Source organism: Methyloligella sp. GL2 (genome assembly GCF_013341275.1).
GTDB lineage: Bacteria > Pseudomonadota > Alphaproteobacteria > Rhizobiales > Methyloligellaceae > Methyloligella.
This window is the reverse complement of sequence record NZ_CP054476.1, coordinates 2,393,806-2,414,411: the sequence shown is the minus strand read 5'-3', so window position 1 is coordinate 2,414,411 and position 20,606 is coordinate 2,393,806. Positions and strand designations below refer to the sequence as shown.

Annotated in this window: 14 protein-coding genes; 8 read left to right on the top strand and 6 right to left on the bottom strand. The window is 65.6% G+C overall.

What is annotated here, in order from left to right:
- The first annotated feature begins 9 nt into the window (after positions 1–9).
- From lpxC to ligA, 4 genes are all read left to right on the top strand, one after another.
- Complete coding sequence (gene lpxC, locus HT051_RS11350; protein ID WP_174542134.1) at positions 10–960, top strand: UDP-3-O-acyl-N-acetylglucosamine deacetylase; 951 nt, start codon at positions 10–12, stop codon at positions 958–960.
- Positions 961–1,243: 283 nt separating this feature from the next.
- Positions 1,244–2,140 carry an outer membrane protein assembly factor BamD gene (locus tag HT051_RS11345; RefSeq protein ID WP_246810067.1) on the top strand — a complete coding sequence of 299 codons (897 nt, stop codon included), beginning with the start codon at positions 1,244–1,246 and terminating at the stop codon, positions 2,138–2,140.
- Positions 2,141–2,150: 10 nt separating this feature from the next.
- On the top strand, positions 2,151–3,830 hold the full coding sequence (recN, locus tag HT051_RS11340) for a DNA repair protein RecN (protein ID WP_174542132.1): 1,680 nt from the start codon (positions 2,151–2,153) through the stop codon (positions 3,828–3,830).
- Positions 3,827–6,031 carry an NAD-dependent DNA ligase LigA gene (gene ligA / locus HT051_RS11335; RefSeq protein ID WP_174542131.1) on the top strand — a complete coding sequence of 735 codons (2,205 nt, stop codon included), beginning with the start codon at positions 3,827–3,829 and terminating at the stop codon, positions 6,029–6,031. The genes recN and ligA overlap by 4 nt, the downstream gene beginning before the upstream one ends.
- A 497-nt stretch (positions 6,032–6,528) precedes the next feature.
- On the opposite strand, the gene HT051_RS11330 is transcribed toward ligA, so the two are convergent.
- The 3 genes from HT051_RS11330 to HT051_RS11320 are packed head-to-tail and all read right to left on the bottom strand — an operon-like array spanning position 6,529 to position 9,502.
- Complete coding sequence (locus HT051_RS11330) at positions 6,529–6,792, bottom strand: SemiSWEET transporter (RefSeq protein WP_174542130.1); 264 nt, start codon at positions 6,790–6,792, stop codon at positions 6,529–6,531.
- Positions 6,789–8,606 (bottom strand): aminopeptidase P family protein, encoded by a 1,818-nt coding sequence (locus HT051_RS11325; RefSeq protein WP_174542129.1) that lies wholly within the window; start codon positions 8,604–8,606, stop codon positions 6,789–6,791. The genes HT051_RS11330 and HT051_RS11325 overlap by 4 nt, the downstream gene beginning before the upstream one ends.
- Positions 8,607–8,638: 32 nt before the next feature.
- Complete coding sequence (locus HT051_RS11320; protein WP_174542128.1) at positions 8,639–9,502, bottom strand: 50S ribosomal protein L11 methyltransferase; 864 nt, start codon at positions 9,500–9,502, stop codon at positions 8,639–8,641.
- A gap of 124 nt (positions 9,503–9,626) precedes the next feature.
- On the opposite strand from HT051_RS11320, the gene HT051_RS11315 reads away from it, so the two are divergent.
- Positions 9,627–10,991: an APC family permease gene (locus HT051_RS11315; RefSeq protein WP_174542127.1), complete on the top strand. Its 1,365-nt coding sequence runs from the start codon at positions 9,627–9,629 to the stop codon at positions 10,989–10,991.
- 85 nt (positions 10,992–11,076) lie between these two features.
- On the opposite strand, the gene HT051_RS11310 is transcribed toward HT051_RS11315, so the two are convergent.
- The 3 genes from HT051_RS11310 to HT051_RS11300 form a co-directional block, all read right to left on the bottom strand.
- The gene (locus tag HT051_RS11310) at positions 11,077–11,253 is read right to left on the bottom strand and encodes a DUF1508 domain-containing protein (RefSeq protein ID WP_174542126.1); all 177 of its coding nucleotides are present in this window, start codon (positions 11,251–11,253) and stop codon (positions 11,077–11,079) included.
- A 289-nt stretch (positions 11,254–11,542) separates the two neighbouring features.
- Positions 11,543–12,508 (bottom strand): trypsin-like serine protease, encoded by a 966-nt coding sequence (locus HT051_RS11305; RefSeq protein ID WP_174542125.1) that lies wholly within the window; start codon positions 12,506–12,508, stop codon positions 11,543–11,545.
- 242 nt (positions 12,509–12,750) lie between these two features.
- Positions 12,751–15,093, bottom strand: coding sequence for a UvrD-helicase domain-containing protein (locus HT051_RS11300; protein WP_174542124.1), 2,343 nt, complete (start codon positions 15,091–15,093; stop codon positions 12,751–12,753).
- Positions 15,094–15,315: 222 nt separating this feature from the next.
- Between HT051_RS11300 and HT051_RS11295 the strand changes: the two genes are divergently transcribed.
- The 3 genes from HT051_RS11295 (at position 15,316) to HT051_RS11285 (ending at position 20,605) form a co-directional block, all read left to right on the top strand.
- Entirely contained in the window at positions 15,316–15,696 is a 381-nt protein-coding gene (locus HT051_RS11295) for a hypothetical protein (protein ID WP_174542123.1), read from the top strand.
- Positions 15,697–15,813: 117 nt separating this feature from the next.
- Positions 15,814–16,488: a hemolysin III family protein gene (locus HT051_RS11290; protein WP_174542122.1), complete on the top strand. Its 675-nt coding sequence runs from the start codon at positions 15,814–15,816 to the stop codon at positions 16,486–16,488.
- A 232-nt stretch (positions 16,489–16,720) separates the two neighbouring features.
- A complete protein-coding gene (locus HT051_RS11285) occupies positions 16,721–20,605 on the top strand; it encodes an AsmA family protein (RefSeq protein WP_174542121.1) in 3,885 nt (1,294 codons plus the stop codon).
- Position 20,606: the final 1 nt, after the last annotated feature.

Here is a 20,606-nt window from a genome sequence, read left to right as displayed (position 1 = left end):
TGGGGGACTATGAAGGGGTTTATCGGGGCAAGCCAGACCACACTCGCTGGCGAAGTCGTTCTGACGGGGACGGGGGTCCACAGCGGCGCACCAGTCTCCATGCTTCTTTATCCTGCCGATAGCGACACCGGCATTCGCTTCCTGATCGGGAATGGCGAGGCCGAAGGCACGGAGATCCCCGCCGATCAGCGGATGGTCACCGGCGTGACGCTTTGCACGGTTCTCGGCGACGGCAACGGCGCCTCGGTGGCGACGGTCGAGCATCTGATGGCGGCGCTGCGCGGCCTCGGTGTCGACAATGTCATCGTCGAGATCGACAGCGGCGAAGTGCCGATCATGGATGGCAGCTCGATCCAGTTCGTCGACGCCATCGACGAGATCGGCCTTACCGAGCTGGACGCCCCCCGCCGCTACATCAAGGTTCTCAAGCCCATCCGCGTCCAGGATGGCGCCGCCTCCGGCGAACTCACCCCCTATAACGGTTTTCACCTCGACGTCGAAATCGAGTTCGAGGATTGCTTCATCGGCAAGCAGCGCATCGAGCTGGATCTCAATCCCGGCTCCTTCCGCCGCGAGCTGTCCCGCGCCCGCACCTTCGGCTTCATGAAGGATGTGGAGAAGCTTTGGGCTGCCGGGCTTGCCCTTGGCGCCTCGCTGGAAAACACCGTCGCCATCGGCGACGAGCGGATCGTCAACCCCGAGGGCCTGCGCTTCGAAGACGAGTTCGTGCGCCATAAGGCTCTGGACGCGGTTGGCGATCTGGCTCTGGCCGGTGCGCCGATCCTCGGGTCTTACCGCTCGGTGCGCGGCGGCCATCGCCTCAACAGCCTGGTGGTGAAAGAGCTTCTCGCCGATCCGGAAGCCTGGACCATGGTCGAGGCGCCCCGGGCCCGTGAGATTCGCCATGCCGAGCTCAGCCCGCGCCTTGCCGCGGCGAACTTTGCAGCAGATCGCAGCTAAGCCAGTAGCCAGACGTGCCAAGTTTGAATTGAACGGCGGAGCGGCGACGCTCCGCCGTTTGCTTATGCGGCTCCGGCGAAATCTGCTAAGAGAAGGGGATACGCCGTTTCTTGCTGCCTCCGGGGCAAAAAAACACCATAATCCGGGCGCTTCGTGGCCGGGCGCGAGGCAAAAGAGCGTATGGCCGGTACGTGAGGATGCGTGCTAGATGCGACTGCAGCATTTAACGGGCCGTCCGAAGGCTCGCATTGCAAGGGATCAAATGTTCGGGGGGTTTGCCGTTTTGCCGCGTTTCCAATCGATCAGCGTGCGCCCAAAGCGCCTGACCGCAGGGGCCGTCCTGGTTCTGGCGGCGTTCGCGCTTGCCGGCTGTGGCGGCGGGCTTCCGGGCAAGGATGTGTTCAGCGGCGGGCTGTTCAACAAGAAGGAGACCGGTCCGGAGATGGATTCCCGGCCGCCGGAGGTGATCTACGGCGAAGCCGAGACCTTGATGAACGAGCAGAAATACAAGGACGCCGCCCAGAAGTACGAAGATGTCGATATCAATCATCCGTACTCGCAAGAGGCGCGCCACTCCATCGTCATGGCGGCCTATTCCTACTACAAGGTCGGCAAATACACCGAGGCGATCTCCGCCGGGCAGCGCTATCTGACCCTGCATCCGGGCACCGAAGAAGCGCCGCTCGCCCAGAACATCATCGCCATGTCGTATTACGATCAGGTGCTGGATCCGAAGCGCGACCAGACCAATGCCCGCAAAGCCCTCGGCGCCTATGAGACGCTGTTGCAGCGCTATTCCGACTCGCGTTATGCGGCGGAGGCACAGAATCGGGTTCTGATCCTGCGCAATCTGCTGGCGGCCAACGAGATGACCGTCGGCCGCTACTATTTGCGCAACAACAATTATCTGGCGGCCATCAACCGCTTCCGCGACGTGGTCACCAAGTACCAGCAGACGGAGCAGGTGGAAGAGGCGTTGATGCGCCTGACCGAGGCTTATCTGGCTCTCGGCATCGTCAACGAGGCGGAAACCGCCGCAGCCGTGCTGGGGCACAACTTCCCGGACAGCAAGTGGTACAAACACGCCTACGCTCTGCTGCAGAAGAAGGGGCGCCAGCCTCAGGAGCACGAAGGCTCGTGGATCACCCAGACCTTCGAAGGCAGCGGCAATCCGGCCTAACGGCACGCCCATGCTGATTTCTCTGTCGATCCGCGACATCGTTCTGATCGACACGCTGGATCTGGAATTCGGTCCCGGCCTCTCGGTGCTGACCGGCGAGACCGGCGCCGGCAAGTCGATCCTGCTGGACGCCTTCGCGCTCGCTCTCGGCGGGCGGGGCGACGCGGCGCTGGTGCGCAAGGGCCAGAGCCAGGGCCAGGTCACCGCCGTGTTCGAGCTGGAGCCGGAGCATCCGGCCCTGCAGCATCTTGCCGAGAACGACATTCCCGACGAAGGCGTGCTGATCTTGCGCCGGGTGCAGAACGCCGATGGCCGCACCCGCGCCTTCATCAACGATCAGAGCGTCGGCGTGCAGCTCCTGCACCGCATCGGCCAGGCTCTGGTGGAGATCCACGGCCAGCATGACGACCGCGCACTGGTCGATCCCAACGGACATCGCGATCTGGTCGATGCCTTCGCCGGGCTCGACGCCAAGGTGGCGAAGCTTGCAAGCGCCTGGGACGGCTGGCGTGCCGCAGAGCGGGCCTTGCGCGCCCATGAGGCGGAGCTCGCCACCATCCGCGCCGATGCCGATTTCGTCTCTCATGCGTTGGAAGAGCTGAAGACCCTCGCGCCGCAGCCGGGCGAGGAGGAAATTTTGGCCGAACGGCGCCAGATGATGATGAATGCGGAGAAGATCGCAGACGAGCTGAACGAGGCGCTGGATGCGCTTGGCGGCGAGGGGACCGCGAACGCCCGCATCGCCGCCGCGCTGCGCCGCATCGAGCGCCAGACCGGCGCGGCCGGCGATTTTCTCGCCCCCGTGGCCGAAGCCCTGGAAAAGGTGCTGGCCGAGACCGATTCCGCTCAGACCCTGATCGAACGCACCATCGCCGAGACTGCCTTCGAGCCCGACGAGCTGGAACGCGCCGAGGAGCGTCTGTTTGCCCTGCGCGCGCTGGCCCGCAAGCACAAGGTCGGCGTCGACGATCTGCCCGAGCTGGTCACCAAGCTGGAGGCTGAGCTCGCCACTCTCGACCATGGCGAGGAGCAGCTTGAAGAGCTGGCCAAGGGAGCGAAGGCGGCCCTCGCCGAGTATGAACGCCAGGCCCTGGCCGTCAGCAAGGCCCGCCACAGCGCCGCCGGCAAGCTGGACAAGGCGGTCAAGGCCGAGCTGGGCCCGCTGAAGCTGGAGAAGGCCAAGCTGATCACCCAATGCGAGACCGTCAGCCTGGAGGAGGGCGGCCCCAGCGGCATCGACCGCATCGCTTTCTGGGTGCAGACCAATCCCGGCACCGAGCCTGGCCCGATGATGAAGGTCGCGTCCGGCGGCGAGCTGGCCCGTTTCATCCTGGCGCTGAAAGTGGTGCTGGCTTCGCGCGGCTCCGCGCCGACCTTGGTCTTCGATGAGGTGGATACCGGCGTCGGCGGGGCCACCGCGGCCGCCATCGGCGAACGTCTCGCCCGGCTCGCCGAGCAAGTCCAGGTGCTGGTGGTGACCCACGCGCCGCAAGTCGCAGCCCTTGCCTCCGGCCATATGCGCATCGCCAAGGAGACCGTCGCCGCCGGCAAGGAGGAGGCCGTGGCCACCCGCGTTTCGCCGCTCAACGGCGAGGACCGCCGCGAAGAGATCGCCCGTATGCTGGCCGGCCACGACATCACCGACGAGGCCCGCGCCGCCGCCGAGCGGTTGATGGGGCGGAGCTCATGAGCGAGACCAAGACCAAAGCCAAGACCGAGAGTAAGGCGGATGAGGCGGCGGAGACCGGCTTTCCGGACATCGCACCCGAGGCACTGACCGAGGAACAAGCCGCCGCCGAGCTGAAGCGCTTGGCGCAAGAGATCGCCAAGAATGACGAGCTCTATTACGTCGAGGACGCGCCGGTTCTGAGCGATGCGGACTATGACGAGCTGCGCCTGCGCAACGAGGCCATCGAGGCGCTGTTCCCGCAGCTGGTCCGCTCCGACAGCCCGAGCTTGCGTGTCGGTGCGGCACCGTCCGCCGCGTTCGGCAAGGTGCGCCACAAAGTGCCGATGCTGTCGCTGGGCAATGTGTTCGACGATGAGGGGGTCGCCGAATTCGTCGCCCGCATCCGCCGCTTCCTCAATCTCGATGACGACAAGCCGCTGGAATTCACTGCCGAGCCGAAGATCGACGGGCTCTCCATCTCGTTGCGCTACGAGAAGGGCCGCCTGGTGCAGGCCGCGACCCGGGGCGATGGCTATGAGGGGGAGGATGTCACCGCCAATGTGCGCACCATCCCCGATATTCCCCACACGGTGAAAGCCAAGGATTTCCCCGATCCGTTCGAGATCCGCGGCGAGATCTATATGAGCAAGAGCGCGTTTTTCCAGCTCAACCAGGAGCAGGAAAAGAAGGGGGATCGGCTGTTCGCCAATCCGCGCAATGCCGCCGCCGGCTCCTTGCGCCAGCTCGATCCCAAGGTCACCGCCGGCCGTCCGCTCGCCTTCTTCGCCTATGCCTGGGGCGAGGTGGCTGCGCTGCCCGCCGAGAGCCAATGGGGCGTCTATGACGCGATGAAGCGCTGGGGCTTTCCGGTGAACCCCTTGATGCGTCTCGCCGACGGCCTGCAGGCCATGCTCGACACCTATCACCATATCGAGGGCGAGCGCGCCGATCTCGACTACGATATCGATGGCATCGTCTACAAGGTCGACTCGCTCAGCCTTCAGGAGCGGCTCGGTTTCGTCTCCCGCTCGCCCCGCTGGGCCGTGGCGCAGAAATTCCCGGCCGAGCAGGCGACCACCGTGCTGCGCGAGATCGATATCCAGGTGGGCCGCACCGGCGCGCTCACCCCCGTTGCCAAGCTGGAGCCGGTCACTGTCGGCGGCGTCGTGGTGCAGAACGCTACGCTGCACAACGAGGATTACATCGCCGGCATCGGCGCCAAGGGCGAGCCGATCCGCGAGGGGCGGGATATCCGCGTCGGCGACACGGTGATCATCCAGCGGGCCGGCGACGTCATCCCGCAAGTGGTCGATGTCGTCTTGGACAAGCGGCCGAAGGACTCGGAGCCCTACGAATTTCCGACCAAATGCCCGGTCTGCGGCAGCCTTGCGGTGCGCGAGGTCGACGAGAAAACCGGACGGCGTGACGCCGTGCGTCGCTGCACCGGCGGGCTGATCTGCGCCGCCCAGCGAGTGGAGCGGCTGAAGCATTTCGTCTCCCGCAACGCCTTCGATATCGAAGGGCTCGGCGAGAAGAACATCCAGAGCTTCTACGACGAGAACTTGATCTCCTCGCCCCCGGATATCTTCAAGCTGGAGGCGGAGAACGAAGCCCGGAAGACCAAGCTGCAGGACCGCGAAGGCTGGGGACCGCTTTCCGTTTCCAACCTGTTCAAGGCTATCGACGAGCGGCGCCGAATAGGCCTCGACCGCTTCATCTATGCGCTCGGCATTCGCCATGTCGGCGAGATCACCGCCCGGCTGCTCGCCCGCTCCTATGGCGATTTCGAAACCTTCCGCAACGCCATGCAGGCGGCGGGCGAGGGGGAGGAGAGCGAGGCCTATAAGGAGCTGCTCTCCATCGACGGGATCGGCAAGACGGCGGCCGAGGCGCTGATCGATTTCTTCGCCGAGCCGCATAATCGGGACGTGCTGGACGAGCTGGTCCACTACGTCACGCCCGAGCCCTTGGAGCAGGCCGATCAATCGACGCCGATTTCGGGCAAGCGCGTCGTCTTCACCGGCAGTCTGGAGCAGATGACCCGCTCCGAGGCCAAGGCCACCGCCGAGCGCCTCGGTGCCAAGGTCTCAGGTTCCGTTTCCAAGAACACCGATATTGTGGTGGCCGGCCCCGGCGCTGGCTCCAAGCTGAAGAACGCGAAAGAGCTGGGTGTCGAGGTGCTGACTGAAGACGAGTGGCTGACGCTGATCGGGCAGGGGTGAGCCCTGAGCTCCTGACGCTTCACCTCTCCCCTGTGGGGAGAGGTCGGTCCGAAGGACCGGGTGAGGGGGGGGAGAGGACTCTCGATAGGTTGGCACCCCCTCACCGCAGCCCTCTCCCCAGAGGGGAGAGGGAGAAGTCCGTGCCGTTATGCACGGCCGAATCCTCCCCCCTAAAAGGGGGGAGTTAGAGGGGGGTCTCTGTTTTACGGACGGAGGCCTGTCGCCTGACCCCCACCCCGACCCTCCCCCTTTTAGGGGGAGGGGGCAGTCCTCAGCATGACGAGGTATTTGGGACCTCACCCATAGCGAAGCTCCACCCTCTTTCGTCACTCGCCAAATACACCTTCGTCATGCCCGGACTTGATCCGGGCATCCACGCCGTGACCGCTCGGCGCGGGGAGCGGTGCCCATCTCAGCAGGGCGCAAGCGGCAAGGGAACGGCATGGATCGCCGGGTCAAGCCCGGCGATGACGACAGTGTTCCCAATGCTTTGAGCCTCACCCATAGCGCAGCTTCATGGCGATGATCGCCAGCGCCAGGGACAGGGTGATCAGGTTGGCGATCATCATCGGCCAGTTCCAGATCATCACCCCGAAGGTCAGCCAGCAGGCGACCCCGGCCGCAAAGATCAGATACATGGTGAGCGAGATCGCCTTGGTGTCCTTGCAGCGGATGATGTGCAGCGCCTGCGGCAGGAAGGCCGCCGTCGTCAGCGTCGCGGCAAGCCCGGAGACGACATTGGCCCAGAAGTCGAAGATCATGCGAAGGGCGCCGTGGCTTGGCGCAGCCAGTCGATATCCGCACCCCTAAGCCCGGGGATCAGCGCATCGCGCACCCGGGTGTTGTAATCGTTGAGCCAGGTGATCTCCTCGGAAGTCAGCAGCGCGATCTCGATCAGCCGGTTGTCGTAGGGCGCCAGCGTCAGCGTCTCGAAGCCCAGCATCTCACGCTCGCCGCCCTCGATCGGCGCCGGCGGCGTCACCAGCACCAGATTCTCGATGCGGATGCCGTATTCGCCCTCGCGGTAATAGCCCGGTTCGTTGGAGAGGATCATGCCCGGCTTAAGCTCCACAGTGCCGGCGCGGGAGAGCCGCTGCGGCCCCTCATGCACCGAAAGGAAGCTGCCGACCCCGTGGCCGGTGCCGTGATCGTAATCCAGCCCGGCCTGCCACAGCGGCAGCCGCGCCAGCGGATCGAGATCCTGCCCCCGCGTTTTCTCCGGGAAGCGCGCGCGGGAGACGGCGATATGCCCCTTCAGCACCAGCGTGTAATGCCGGCGCATTTCCGGCGTCGGCGCGCCGATGGCGACGGTGCGGGTGATGTCGGTGGTGCCGTCCTCATATTGCGCGCCCGAATCGATCAGATAGAGCGAGCCCGGCTCGAGCTTGCGTTTGGTCGCGTTCATCGGCCGATAATGCACCACCGCCCCGTTGGGTCCGGCGGCGGAGATGCTGTCGAAACTGATCTCTTTCAATTCGCCCGTATCGGCCCGGAAAGACTCCAGTTTTACCGCCGCGTCCACCTCGTCGACGCCGCCGTCCTGCCCCTCCCGGTCGAGCCAGGCGAGGAAGCGAGCCATGGCGATCCCGTCGCGCAGATGCGCCGCCCGCGCGCCCTCGATCTCGGCCTCCGTCTTGATCGCCTTGGCCGCGATGCAAGGATCGGTGCGGTGCAGGATGCTAGCGCCGGCATCGCGCAGCACATTCTCGAACCGGGCAGGCGTGGTGGTCGGGTCGAGCTTCACCACCGCCTTTTCCGCGCCCAGTGCGGCCAGCGCATCGTCCAGGGCTTTCGGCGGCTGGAAGTCGATCAACTCGCCGAGCGCGCCGCGCACATTGTCGCCGATCTTGGCCGGATCGACGAACAGGGTGGGGCGGCCCTCTGCCGGAACAAGCGCGAAAGACAGCACCAGCGGCGTATGGCTGATATCGCCGCCGCGGATATTGAACAGCCAAGCGATAGAATCGAGCATGGTGAGAAGCAGCGCATCGGCACCCGCGTGATCCAGCTGCTCTCGCACATGGGCGATCTTCTCTTGCGCGCTTTTGCCGGAGAAGCGCTCCCCATGCGGGTAGGCGGGGGCGGAGGGGGCCGGCGGCCGGCCAGTCCACAGCGAATCGATCGGGTTGTCGGCGAGCGGCACCAGCGAGATGCCGGATTCGCCAAGCGTCTCGGTGAGCCGCTCGATCTCCTTCACCGTGTGCAGATTGGCGTCATAGCCGAGCTTGTCCCCGGCGGAGAGTTTTTCGGCGATCCAATGAGAAGGGCGGTGGCCGGGAATCTGCAGGATCTCGTACAGTCCGGTATCGACCTGCTGCCGCGCCTGCAGCCGGTAGCGCCCATCAACGAACAGCACCGCATCGTCCAGCGTGACGATGGCCGTGCCGGCCGAGCCGGAGAAGCCGGTCAGCCAATGCAGCCTCTCGGCCGAGGCCGGCAGGAACTCGTTCTGATGCTCGTCGCTATGGGGCACCAGGAAGCCCTGAATGCCGTGGGTGTCCAGCGCGTCGCGCAAAGCGCCGAGCCGGTCTGCCGCCGAGCCGGAGGGCGGCGTCTCATCGTAGGTCTGGAACATGGCCGCGTTTGTAAGGCCGCGGCGTCCCGCAATCAATCTGAGAGAGGGCCGGCACTACGTCGGCACAGCAGCAAAGTCGCCCAACCATCGAGAATGAATCGCCTTTTCACCATGAAGCCGAAATCCCCAAACCGCGCTTCGACGCTCGGCGCCTGATCCTCGGTGAGCCCGGAGAGGATCGCTAGGCCGCCCGGGGCGGTATGTCGGGCAAAGCCCGGGGTGAGCGCGAAAAGTATGGATTTCAATAGATTGCCGAAGATCAGATCGGCCTGCAGCCCGAGAAAGGTGGGATGGGCGAAGCCTTCCGCCGTCACGAAGCGGATATGCGGCGTGCCGTTGATCTGCGCATTCTCCTCGGCGATGCGGACCGCGATTTCGTCATTGTCGCTGGCGAGAACGCGCGCATTGGTTTCCTTTGCCGCGGCAATGGCGAGCAGGCCGGACCCTGTGCCGATATCGGCGACCGTCCTGGGCTGGCGGTATTTCAGCACCGCGTCCAGCGCCATCAGGCAGCCCTTGGTCGAGGCGTGATGGGCAGTGCCGAAGGCTTGGCTCGCGTCGATCTCGATCACCCCGCGCCGCGGCGGGATCGGCTCGTGGCTGCCGTGCACCAGAAACCGCCCGGCGGCAACCCGCCCCCGCTGGCCCTGGCTCAGCGTCACCCAATCCTCGTTGGGAATCTCCTCGATGCGCAGCGGGCCGACCATCTCGCCATCCGCGGCGGCGGCCACCAAAGCTTCCAGCATCGTCATATCCGGCGTCTCGCTGTAATGGGCGAATACCTCGGCGAGCTCCGGGCCTTTCTCGAACAGCCCCACCGCATCGGGCGCCGGCCAGAACTCTTCCAGCGCCGAGGCGATGCGCGCGGCGGCGTTTGTGGGGGCTTCGATCGTCACGGATCGACGGATGCGATCGGTCGGGTTAGCTTGTTCCATCTCATCTCTGCCTTTAGACAACTGGCGCCCTGTCTTTACCGGGGCTTCGGCTCTGCGGCTAGCGCAAGGAGACATTGGGCGCAAAATGACGACTTCTTCCGACGACCAATCCGGCAAAACGACCCTGCATCGCAGCATCGGCCCGGTGCAGATGGCGCTTTACGGCCTCGGCAGCATGCTCGGCGCCGGCATTTACGGCCTGATCGGCAAGGCGGCAGGCCAAGTGGGCAATGCCGTCTGGCTCGCCTTCATCGTGGCCTTTGTCGCCGCACTGCTGACCGGACTTTCTTATGCCTCCCTCGGCTCGCGCTACCCGCGGGCAGGGGGTGCCTCCTATATCGCCCATCGCGCCTTCGGCTGGCCGCTGCTCAGCTTCGTCGTCGGCCTGGCGCTGGTCTGCTCCGGCATCACCTCCGTCGCCACCCAGTCGCGGGTGTTCGCCGCCAATCTCGCCTCGCTATTCGGCGCCGAGACCTTGTCGATCACCTGGCTCGCCATCGGCTTCCTCTGCATCCTCGCCGGTATCGTGTTCCGCGGCATCCGCGAATCCATGTGGGTGAACGTGATCTGCACCATCATCGAGGCGTCCGGCCTGTTGCTGGTGATCGCCGTCGGTCTGTCCTACTGGGGCAGCGTCGACTATCTGGAGATGCCGGAGGTCCCGGGCGCCGATACCCAGTGGCTGCTGATCTTGCAAGGCGCGGTGCTCACCTTCTTCGCCTTCATCGGCTATGAGGATACGCTCAATGTCGCCGAGGAGGTGCGCGATCCTGGCCGCAACGTGCCGCTTGGCATCATCCTGGCCATGGGCCTTGCCGCGCTGCTCTATATCGCCGTGGCGATCACCGCCGTCTCGGTGGTGCCGGCCGACGAGCTGGCCCATGTGCCCGGTCCGCTGACCGAGGTGGTGGTGCGCGCCGCGCCGATCATCCCGCCGATCCTGTTCACCGCCATCACCATCTTCGCCGTGGCCAATACCGCGCTGGTGAACTACGTCACCGCCTCGCGCCTGGTTTACGGCATGGCCCGCCAGGGCCTGCTGCCCAAGCATCTGGGCAAGGTGCACGATGTGCGGCGGACGCCCCATATCGCGATTCTGGTGCTGCTTCTGATCGCTCTGCCGCTGACCCTGATCGGCTCGATCTCCTCGCTCGCCGCGGCGACCGTGCTGCTGCTGCTGACCGTGTTCACCGTGGTCAATGCGGCGCTTCTGGCGCTGAAGCACAGGAAGGGCGAGCCGAAGGGGCAGTTCGAGATCCCGCTGATCATTCCGGCGCTCGGCGCCGTCACCTGCCTGGTGCTGGTGGTGGTGCGCGTCACCACCGGAGATCTCGAGGCGCCGGCCGTCGCCGGCGTGCTGCTGCTCGGAATCCTGGGGCTTTATGTTTGGATGCGGCCGAAAGCTATTCCGGCGGGCGAGGACGATTTCGAACCGGTGACGACCGACTAAGCCGGCGGGCTCGCGGCACTTGGGGCACCGCAAGAGGCGCGAGGGTATGCGTCCCCCGCGCCTTCTTCGAATTCGGCGATTTCAGCTATTCTTCTTCGACGGTCGCGCCGGGCGCGTTTTTCTGGATCGAGGCGATGGCGCTCATTGCCGAGGCCTTCGCCTTGTAGCCTTCCGAGGCGAACATGGTCTCGCCGTTGGATGCTTTGAAGCGAAACCGGAACTCGCCCTTCCGGTCCTTATAGACTTGAAACTTGTACGCCATAATCCCTCCTGCCAGCCTGGCAAATGTTGAAAATCAGCAATGCTTCGCGACCCGCAAGCGACGAGCGCGAGCGAGAGTTTAAGGCCTGACGGCAAGGCTGCAAGCAAAGCGGGAAGATTGTCTCCGATACGATTTGTGCCGGGATCGGAAAACGCCTCTCGACGCCGTCATGCCGGCAACGGCCGACATCCAGCAACACAACACCATCGCGTAGCTGGATTCCGGCCTACGCCGGAATGACGCCTTGCTTGGTGCGGGGTGCGAACGGCAGAGCCGGCGCGATCTGCACTTAAGGCAGATAGCCGAGCTGGCGCGCCCGCGACAGGATGAAATCGAGACTGGGATAAAGCGCCGTGGCGACGCTGCGCTGGCGCGAGGTGGCAAGCGCCATGATCGGCGAGATGCCCCGCTGGGCCGAGATCACCCCGAGATAGTGATAATCGCCGTCCGCGCCTTGCACCAGCAGCGCCCCGCCGCTATCGCCCGGCAGCACCACAGATTCGGTGCACCAGACCACCGGCGGAAGATCGGCGGCAATCTCCGGCGGCAGAGAGAGCTGTTCCGGCCGGCCGTAGCGGCTTGCGAAGCATTCCTTGCCGCTGATGATCGCCACCGGCTGGTAGCGCCGCACCCCGGCATTGCCGCAGCGGTTATAGGAGAGGCAGCTATCGGCGCCGAAGGCCACCAGCACGGCGCGGTCGGTAAGGCCTTGAAGCCCTTCCGCCATGGCTCGCGCTTCCGCATCGCCCGGCCGGTCGTCGGCGTGATAGCGCGGCTTCGGCCGAAGCCCGGCGCCTCCGGGGAGTGCCAGCGGATTGCCCGGCAGACCGACATCGATCGGCTCCTTGGTAACGAGCAGCGCCACATCGTGGGCGAAGCGCTCTCCGGAATGGGGATCGTCGACCAGGCTGCGCCAGACCGGGGACGCATCCACATCGACGACGTCGTAATAGCGGATCGTGCCGCCGGCGCTGGAGGCGATGCTGAGCGTGCTGGGATCGAGATAGTCGTCGACATAGGAAACACCGCCGCGCCAATAGACCTTCTGCTGCACGCAATGGGCGGCGGTGATCACGATGCGCGGAAACAGCACCGTGCCGGAGCAGATCAGATGATCGCCGGATTTGATCTCGACGACGAAGGGAAAGCGGTCCGCGTTATCGGCGGTGGCGCCGTTCAGCGCGATCGCCGGCGTCGCGGCAGGCGCGGCGAAGAAGAACAGCGTCAGGGCGACGCTAGCGATGAGGCTTCGCATGGTTCAGCTCGTTCGTTGCTGCTTGCTATCTCCTAAACGATCTGTTTCCGCCCCGTTTCGTCTCCGGGCCCGTTCCTGGGCCACCCTCATTTATCGCATCCAGCCTAACATGCCGGTCCGCTGCCGAGCATAGCAGAGCAAAACCGGAAAGGGTCCCAAAAGGCGCCAACCCGATAAGTTGAGCATAAGCGGCGCGTGCACGCCAATAGCCGCGTTGTCGCTGTTTAAGATTGTGGAAAAGCTCAGGCGCGCTCGACGAAGCTGTCGACCACCTTCTTCCGCCCGGCCTTCTCGAAATCCACCGTCAGCTTGTTGCCGTCGACGGAAGCGATCGAGCCGTAGCCGAATTTCTGGTGGAACACGCGCATCCCGGCGCGGAAGCCGGCACCTTGCGCCGTGCTCGCCGCCACCAGCGTGCCTTCGATGGTCATCGGCTCGCGCCGCCGCGGCCCGCCTTGATTGGCCGCGCGGTTGGCCTTGGCCCGCTGCCAGCCCGGCGTATCATAGAACCCGCCGGCAAACACCGTCTCGGCATTGTCGAAGCGGCTGGCGCCATAGCCGCCATAGCTCCGCTCCTCGGCCACGGTGACATGGTCGATGGGCAACTCGTCGATGAAGCGCGAGGGGATCGCCGCCTGCCAGGTGCCGTGGGTGCGGCGGTTCTGGGCAAACGAGATCAGCGCCGCTTTGCGCGCCCGGGTCAGGCCGACATGGCCGAGGCGACGCTCTTCCTCCAGCCCGGCGCGACCCTGATCGTCGAGGCTCCTCTGATGCGGGCAGAGACCTTCCTCCCAGCCGGGCAGGAACACCGTGTCGAACTCCAACCCCTTGGCGCTGTGCAGCGTCATCAGGTTGACCCGGTCCTCGGTGTCGTCGGTCTCCGTATCCATCACCAGCGAGACATGCTCCAGGAACCCGGCCAGGCTGTCGAACGCCTCCATGAAGCGGATCAACTCTTTCAGGTTGTCGAGCCGGGTCTGGGCCTGGGGCGACTTCTCGTTCTGCCACATGGCGGTGTAGCCGGACTCATCCAGGATCAGCTCGGCGAGCTCGGTATGCGGCATGGAATCGATCAGCTTGCGCCAGCGGTCGAAAGCACCGATCAGCGAGGCGAGTGACTTGCGCGCCCGCGCGGTCAGCTCTTCGGTCTCCACGATCAGCCGCGCCGCTTGGGTCAGCGGAATGTCCCGCGAGCGGGCCAGCTGATGCACCGCCTTGACGCTGGAATCCCCTAAGCCCCGCCGCGGCACGTTGACGATGCGCTCGAACTTGATGTCGTTCGCCGGGTTCAGCGTCACCGCCAGATAGGCGATGGCGTCGCGGATTTCCTGGCGCTCGTAGAAGCGTGGGCCGCCGATCACCCGGTAGGGCAGGCCGAGGGTGAGGAAGCGGTCTTCGAAGGCGCGCATCTGAAAGCTCGCCCGCACCAGGATGGCGATCTCGCTCAAGTTATGGCCTTGCCGCTGCAGCTGCTCGATATCCTCGCCGATCAGCCGCGCCTCTTCTTCTTCGTCCCAGCAGCCGCGCACCTCGACCTTTTCGCCGGCGACGTCTTCGGTGTGCAGCGTCTTGCCGAGCCGGCCCTCGTTATGGGTGATCAGTCCGGCCGCCGCGCCGAGGATATGGCCGGTGGAGCGATAATTGCGCTCTAGCCGGATTACCTTGGCGCCGGGGAAGTCGGTCTCGAAGCGCAGGATGTTGTCGACCTCCGCACCGCGCCAGCCATAGATCGACTGGTCGTCGTCGCCGACGCAGCAAAGATTGGGGCTCTCCTTGCCCTGGGCCAAAAGGCGCAGCCACAGATATTGGGCGACATTGGTGTCCTGATACTCGTCCACCAGCATGTAGCGGAAGCGCTGCTGATAGCGTTCGAGCACTTCCGGCTGCTCCCGGAACAGCCGCAGATTTTCCAGCAGGAGATCGCCGAAATCGACGACGTTCAGCTCCTTCAGCCGCTTCTGATAGGCGGCATAGAGCTGCGCGCCCTTGCCGTTGCCGAAGGCGAAGCTCTCGCCCTCCGGGATACGGTCGGGGGTGAGGCCGCGATTCTTCCAGCTATCGATCAGCCCGGCCAGCATCCGCGCCGGCCAGCGCTTCTCGTCGATATTCTCCGCCGAGAGCAGCTGCTTCATCAGGCGGATCTGATCGTCCACATCCAGCACGGTGAAGGACGGCTTCAAATCGACCAGCTCGGCATGGCGGCGGAGGATCTTCACGCCGATGGCGTGGAAGGTGCCGAGCCAGGGCATGCCCTCGACCGCGCCGCCGATCATATCGCCGATGCGGGAGCGCATTTCCCGCGCCGCCTTATTGGTGAAGGTGACGGCGAGGATCTCGCTCGGCCGCGCCTTGCCGAGATTGAGGATGTGGCCGATGCGGGTGGTCAGCACGCGCGTCTTGCCGGTGCCGGCGCCGGCCAGCACCAGAAGCGGACCTTCCGTGGTCTCCACCGCGTCGCGCTGCTCCGGATTGAGCGCATCGAGATAATCCGCCCCGGCCGGGCGGCGCATCGCCCGCTGCGAGATGGAAAGCTCGCGCGGCGCCTCGTCCTCGGCGGAAACGGCGGCTGAGTGATTCTTCGTCATGATGCTGGGAGATATAGCACGCCGAAGGGCGCAAAAAAGGACACCGCACCATAAGCGGGACTATGCGCCACGGGTGCCGGGCAATCCGCCAAAAACTTGTGGCGGATTGTGGCTTCTCAACACTGGTCAGCTGCTGCAATTTTCGTAAAGTCACGCCGGCCGCGCCGCGATTTGGTGTCGGCCGCGCTTCTTCTCATCGCGTTGTTGAGACCTGGGGGATCAATGAAAAACGCTACAAAAATCGCATTTCTTGTCTTTGGCCTCGTTGCCTTGGCCGGGCTCGACGCCGCGCCTGCCTTCGCCGGCTGCGAGCTCATTCGCGCCACCAATAGCGCCTCCACGCCGAGGGAGGCCGTCATCGCCTCCCAGGCCAATGCCAAGGAGGTCGCCGAGGCCACCCGCAAGCGCCGCGGCTGGAGCTATGTCACCATGCGCGCCCGCAAGGTGAAGCCCGATCCGTTCTGGAAGGCCGTGCGCCCCGTGGTGCCGCCGGAAATCCTGATCAAGCCCGACGTGGTGACCTCCAAGACCTACACCCAGTGCTGGCCGGGCGTGGTGGTGCCGTATGTCTGCACCTCCGGTTCGGTCGCCTGCGGCAACTGACGCAAGACCTCTTCCGCACGCCGAAACTAGGACAATAAGCGCCACCGGCTTGCCTCATACTCGCCACACGCCGCCGTAACGTGATGCCGACGAAGGTAATTCGCGTTCGAAGGTGAAATGCCAAAGCTATTGGCAAGTCTGAAGCAGAGCCCCGCAAATGCGGTGCCGCAACAGCGTCTGGGCGAACGGATCGCCGATGGCTGCGTGCATGTCATCGGCGTCGCCGCCAGCCTCGTCGCGCTGTTCGGCCTGCTGATTGTCGGCGTGAAATCCCAGACCGTGCTCTGGGTGGTCAGCCTGACGATCTACGGGCTGGCGCTGGTGACCTGCTTCAGCTGCTCGGCCGGATATCACCTGATCGTCCGGCCGAAGCTGAAAGAGGTGTTCCACCGCCTCGACCATGCCGCCATCTTCCTGATGATCGCCGGCACCTATACGCCGTTCGCGGTGATGAAGCTGGATGCGCCTTCGGGCCTGATCCTGCTCTCGGTGGTCTGGATCATTGCCGCGCTTGGCATCGTCATCCGGCTGACCGCGCCGCGCTATCTCGACGGCGTCTCCGTCGCGCTCTATCTGGTGCAGGGCTGGGCCGTGCTGGCGGTGTGGTATCCGCTGACCGAGGCGATCTCCGCCCGGGTCGCGGTGCTGCTCATGATCGGCGGCTTGCTCTATACGGTGGGGGTTGTCTTCCACCTCTCGCGGATCCCCTATCAGCGGGCGATCTGGCACGTTTTCGTGCTCACCGCGGCGAGTTTCCATTACGCCGCCGTGGTCGATTCGGTCTGGAGCTGAGCCGATAGCGGCCCCGGCGGTCCTTGAGGCTGCCGCGGAACGGGCGCGGAGCCCCGGTTTGCCACAAAAACAGCGCCTTCGGCGCGAATATCGCCGCCGCCGGGTGAACAGTTTGCGATAGAATGGCAGAATAGGGCGGGCGCGCTAGAAAGGCGGCTGCCCGGGACGCGCGGGGCGCGCGACCCCGAACCATGCGAGAACTGGCTTCGACGCCCTTAAGGTCGGGATTTCCGTGAACTCGTTCTTACTCACCCTGGCGGCTTTGCTGATCTTGGCGCTGAGCGCGCTGTTCGCAATTCCGTATTTCGTCGACTTCAACGATTACCGCCCGGTGCTGGAAGCCCAGGCGACGAAGCTGCTCGGCCGCACCGTGAAGGTCGAAGGGCCGGTGCATCTGGAGCTGCTCCCCGTGCCGGAGCTCCGCTTCGACGAGGTCAGCGTGGCCGATCGCAACGGCGATCTGGCGCAGCCCTTCCTCAAGACCCAATCGATCGAGGCGACCTTGAATATCGGCGCGCTGATGCGCGGCGCTATCGAGGCCCAGACCCTGAACATCACCGCGCCGGTGCTGCGGCTGAATATCGGTGCCGACGGGATCGGCAATTGGGAGGATATCGGCGCGGGCGCCGAGCAACTCCGCTTCGGCCCGCGCCGCATCGCCTTCGATGCCGTCACCGTCACCGGCGGGCGCATCGAGATCGCACGAGAGGGCGAGGAGGCGCTGATCCTGGACAAGGTGCAAGGCCAGGCCAGCGCCGGCTCGCTGCAGGGGCCCTATAAGGTGGCGCTCACCTACGAGACCGGCGGCAAGCCGCAAGAGCTGCGCTTTTCCACCGGCGCGGCGGGCGAGGCCGGCAGCTTCCGCCTGAAATCGACCTTGCGCGATTTGCAGACCGACACCGCCGTGCTGCTCGACGGCGTGGTCTCCGGGCTTGGCGATCGCCCGCGCTATGAGGGTAATCTCACCGCCCGCCGCGTGCCTCAACAGGGCGCAAGTCAAAGTGGCGCCATGCCGGCAGTGGAGGCGCCAGAGGCACCGGGAAGCGGCAACGGCACATCCGCGAACGGCGCCGCCGGCAAGGTGATCGATCTGAAAGGCGAGCTGGTCGCCGATCTGGCCAGCGCCAGGCTCGATCCCTTCACTCTGTCGATCCATTCCGGCGGCCGGTCCCAGACCATGAAGGGCAAGCTGGCGCTCGATTATGCCGGGCCGCTCACCGCCAGGGGAGAAATTGCCGCCCGCTGGGTGGATCTCGACAGTCTGCTGCTGGCCAAGAAGGGGCAGGCTGCACCGACTCCCGCCGTTGCTCTTGGCAAGCTGCTTGGCGTGGTGTTCGGCGAGGCCGGCCGCTTTCAGAGCGCCGATCTCGATGTGAAGATCGAGCAGGCGAGCCTCGGCGGCGACCTGGTCACCGGCGTCGATCTGGCGCTGGCCTCGCAGCAGGACGGCAGCCTGCGCCTGGACCATCTAACTGCCGGGCTGCCCGGCGAGAGCCGCATCGAGGCGCAAGGGGTGATCGCCCGCGCCGAGGGCGCATCGTCCTTCACCGGAAAGATGAAGCTATCCGGCAAGAAGCTCGCCACCGTGACTCGCTGGGCTATCGGTGAGCGGGGCTTTGCCGGCCCGGTCGCCTCGGAAGGCTTCTCCGTCGCCGCCGATGCACAGATCGCCGCCGACGACATCCAGCTCTCTGCCATCAAGGGCGAGGTGAGCGGCACCGGCTTCGGCGGGGCGCTGCGCTTCCATTCCGGCGACAAGCGCGTGCTTTATCTCACCCTCGACAGCAACCGGCTCGACCTCCGCGACGTGATGGGGGAGGGCGGCGTCTGGCAGGTGCTCTCCGGTGGCGGCGCGAAGAAGCAGGGCGCGACGCCGGCGAAGAACGCAGGCCCGTTCTCGCTCGCCGCGTTCCGCAATGACGAGGCGCATATCTCCCTGCAGGTCGGCGAGCTGTTGATGCCCGATACCCCGGGCGGCGCGCTGGAAGCCAATTTCAACTATGCCGGCGACCGGCTCGATATCAGCCGTCTCGACTTTGCCGCGCCCGGCGCCGTTGCCTTGCAGGGCAAGGGCCATATCGATGCCCTCAGCGAGCAGCCCGTCGGCGAGGTTCGCTTCAGCCTCAACGGGCAAAAGCCAGAAAGCGTGATGGCGCTGGCGACTCTGCTCGGCCTGCCCGAGCAGCTCAGCACCAACTATCTGCCGGCCATGGCACCGATGGATCTGAATATCGCGCTGTCCGCCACGCGCGAGGGCGAGGCGAGCCGGGCCAGCGCCGATATATCCGGCACCGCCAAAGGCGCCGATGTCGCCTTGCGTGCCACGCTGCTCGGCGACGTGGAGGATCTGCAAGCCGCCGATCTCGATGTGGACGGCACCATCGACGGCGCCGACAGCAAGATGCTGATCAGCCTGCTGGTTCCCAGCCTGAGCGCCGAGGAGGTCGACCGCCGCTTTGCCCGCGCCGCAAAGGGCGTTGGAAGTTCAGCGAGCGAAACGCCGAACACCAGCCGGCTCCAAATCGCGCTGAAAGGCGTGCCGGAGAAATCCGTGACCGGGAGCCTGTCGCTCCGGGGGCCCGTCTCGGCGCGCTTCGAGGGGACGGGAAGCCTGAAAGAGAGCCAGCTTTTCCTCGACGGCAAGCTCCGCACCCGGACCGGGAATGCCGGGCTGCTGGTGGCGCTGGCCGGGTTCGAGCTGCCGCCGAGCGCCGAAGGCCTCAGCGCCGATCTCGCCGCGACCGTGAAGAAGACCGCCGACGAGCTGCATTTCGCCCCCATTGAGGGCACCCTCGGCGGCCAGCCGGTGAGCGGAAAGGCCCATGTGCTGTTCCGCGATCAAGGCACCGAGATCTTCCTCGATGCCGATACCGAGACCGCCTCGCTCCCAGGCCTGTTGGGGCTGCTGATTGCCTGGGAACGCACCGCCTCCACCGAGGAGATGCTCGGCACCGTCATCGCCGGCAAGGCCGATGTCTGGCCGGTGCGCGGCTTTGCGTTGGACTCCCTCGCAGGGCTGAACGCCCATCTCAATCTACACAGCAAGACCTTGAGCATGGGCAGCGCCTTTCCCCTGCAGAGCGCCCAGTTTAAGGCCGATGCCAGCGCCGGTGGGCTGACCATCTCCGCGCTCAAGGGCAAGCTGTTCGGCGGCATCTTTGCCGCCTCCGGCAAGCTGACCCCGCGGGGGCAGGGCGTGCATCTCGACGCCCGCGCCGAGCTCGCCGCGGCCAAGCTCTCCGAGGCCACCACGGCCATCGCCGGCGAGCCGCTGGCCAAGAGTGTCTTCGGCGTCAACATGACGGTCTCCGGCGAAGGTTTGAGCCCGCCCGGCCTGGTGGCGGGCCTGAGCGGCAAGGGCATGATCACCTTCCGCCCCGGCGAAATTCTCAGCTTTGATCCGGCCGCGCTGCAGCGCATGATCGCGGGCGCCGCCAGGACCGATCAGAACAAGGTCAACGAAGAGAAGGTCGGTGCGCTCGCCGAGACGCTGCGCGCCGAGCTGAAGCAGGGCGGCTTTCACTTCCGCGCCACCAGCCTCAAATTCGAGATCGCCAACGGCGTGCTGCGGCTCGACAAGGGCACGCTCGACGGACCGCAAGCCGCCACCGATATTTCCGGCTATCTGGCGCTCGCCAGCCTCCGCCTCGACAGCGAATGGAAGATGCGGCTGACCGATCCGGCGGCCAAGGATTTGCCGCCGCTCACCATGGTGCTGGCCGGCCCGCTGGAGCGCGCGCCAACGATCGCGCCGCAGATCGGCACCAAGGCGATCGAGAGCTACTTCACCGTTCACCGTATGCAGGAGGATGTCGAGCGGCTGGAGAATCTCGACGTGACCGGCGGCCGCAAGCCGCCCCAGCCTCAGAACAATCCGGCGCCGCCCCCGCAGCGGCCGGATCGCGGCGCGGCGGTCGCCCCAAGCGACGCACCGCCGCCAATCCCCGAGCGTTCGCCCTTCGGCGAAGGCTGGACCGATCCCACCGCGGCGATGACCGGCGAGAACGGGCAGGAAGAGCTGGCGCCGCCACCGCCTGCTCCTGTGCGCCGGCGGCGGCCGGAGCCCGCCCGCGACGACTGGAAGCGCGGCATTCCCATCTTCGGCGGTCGCGGCTAAG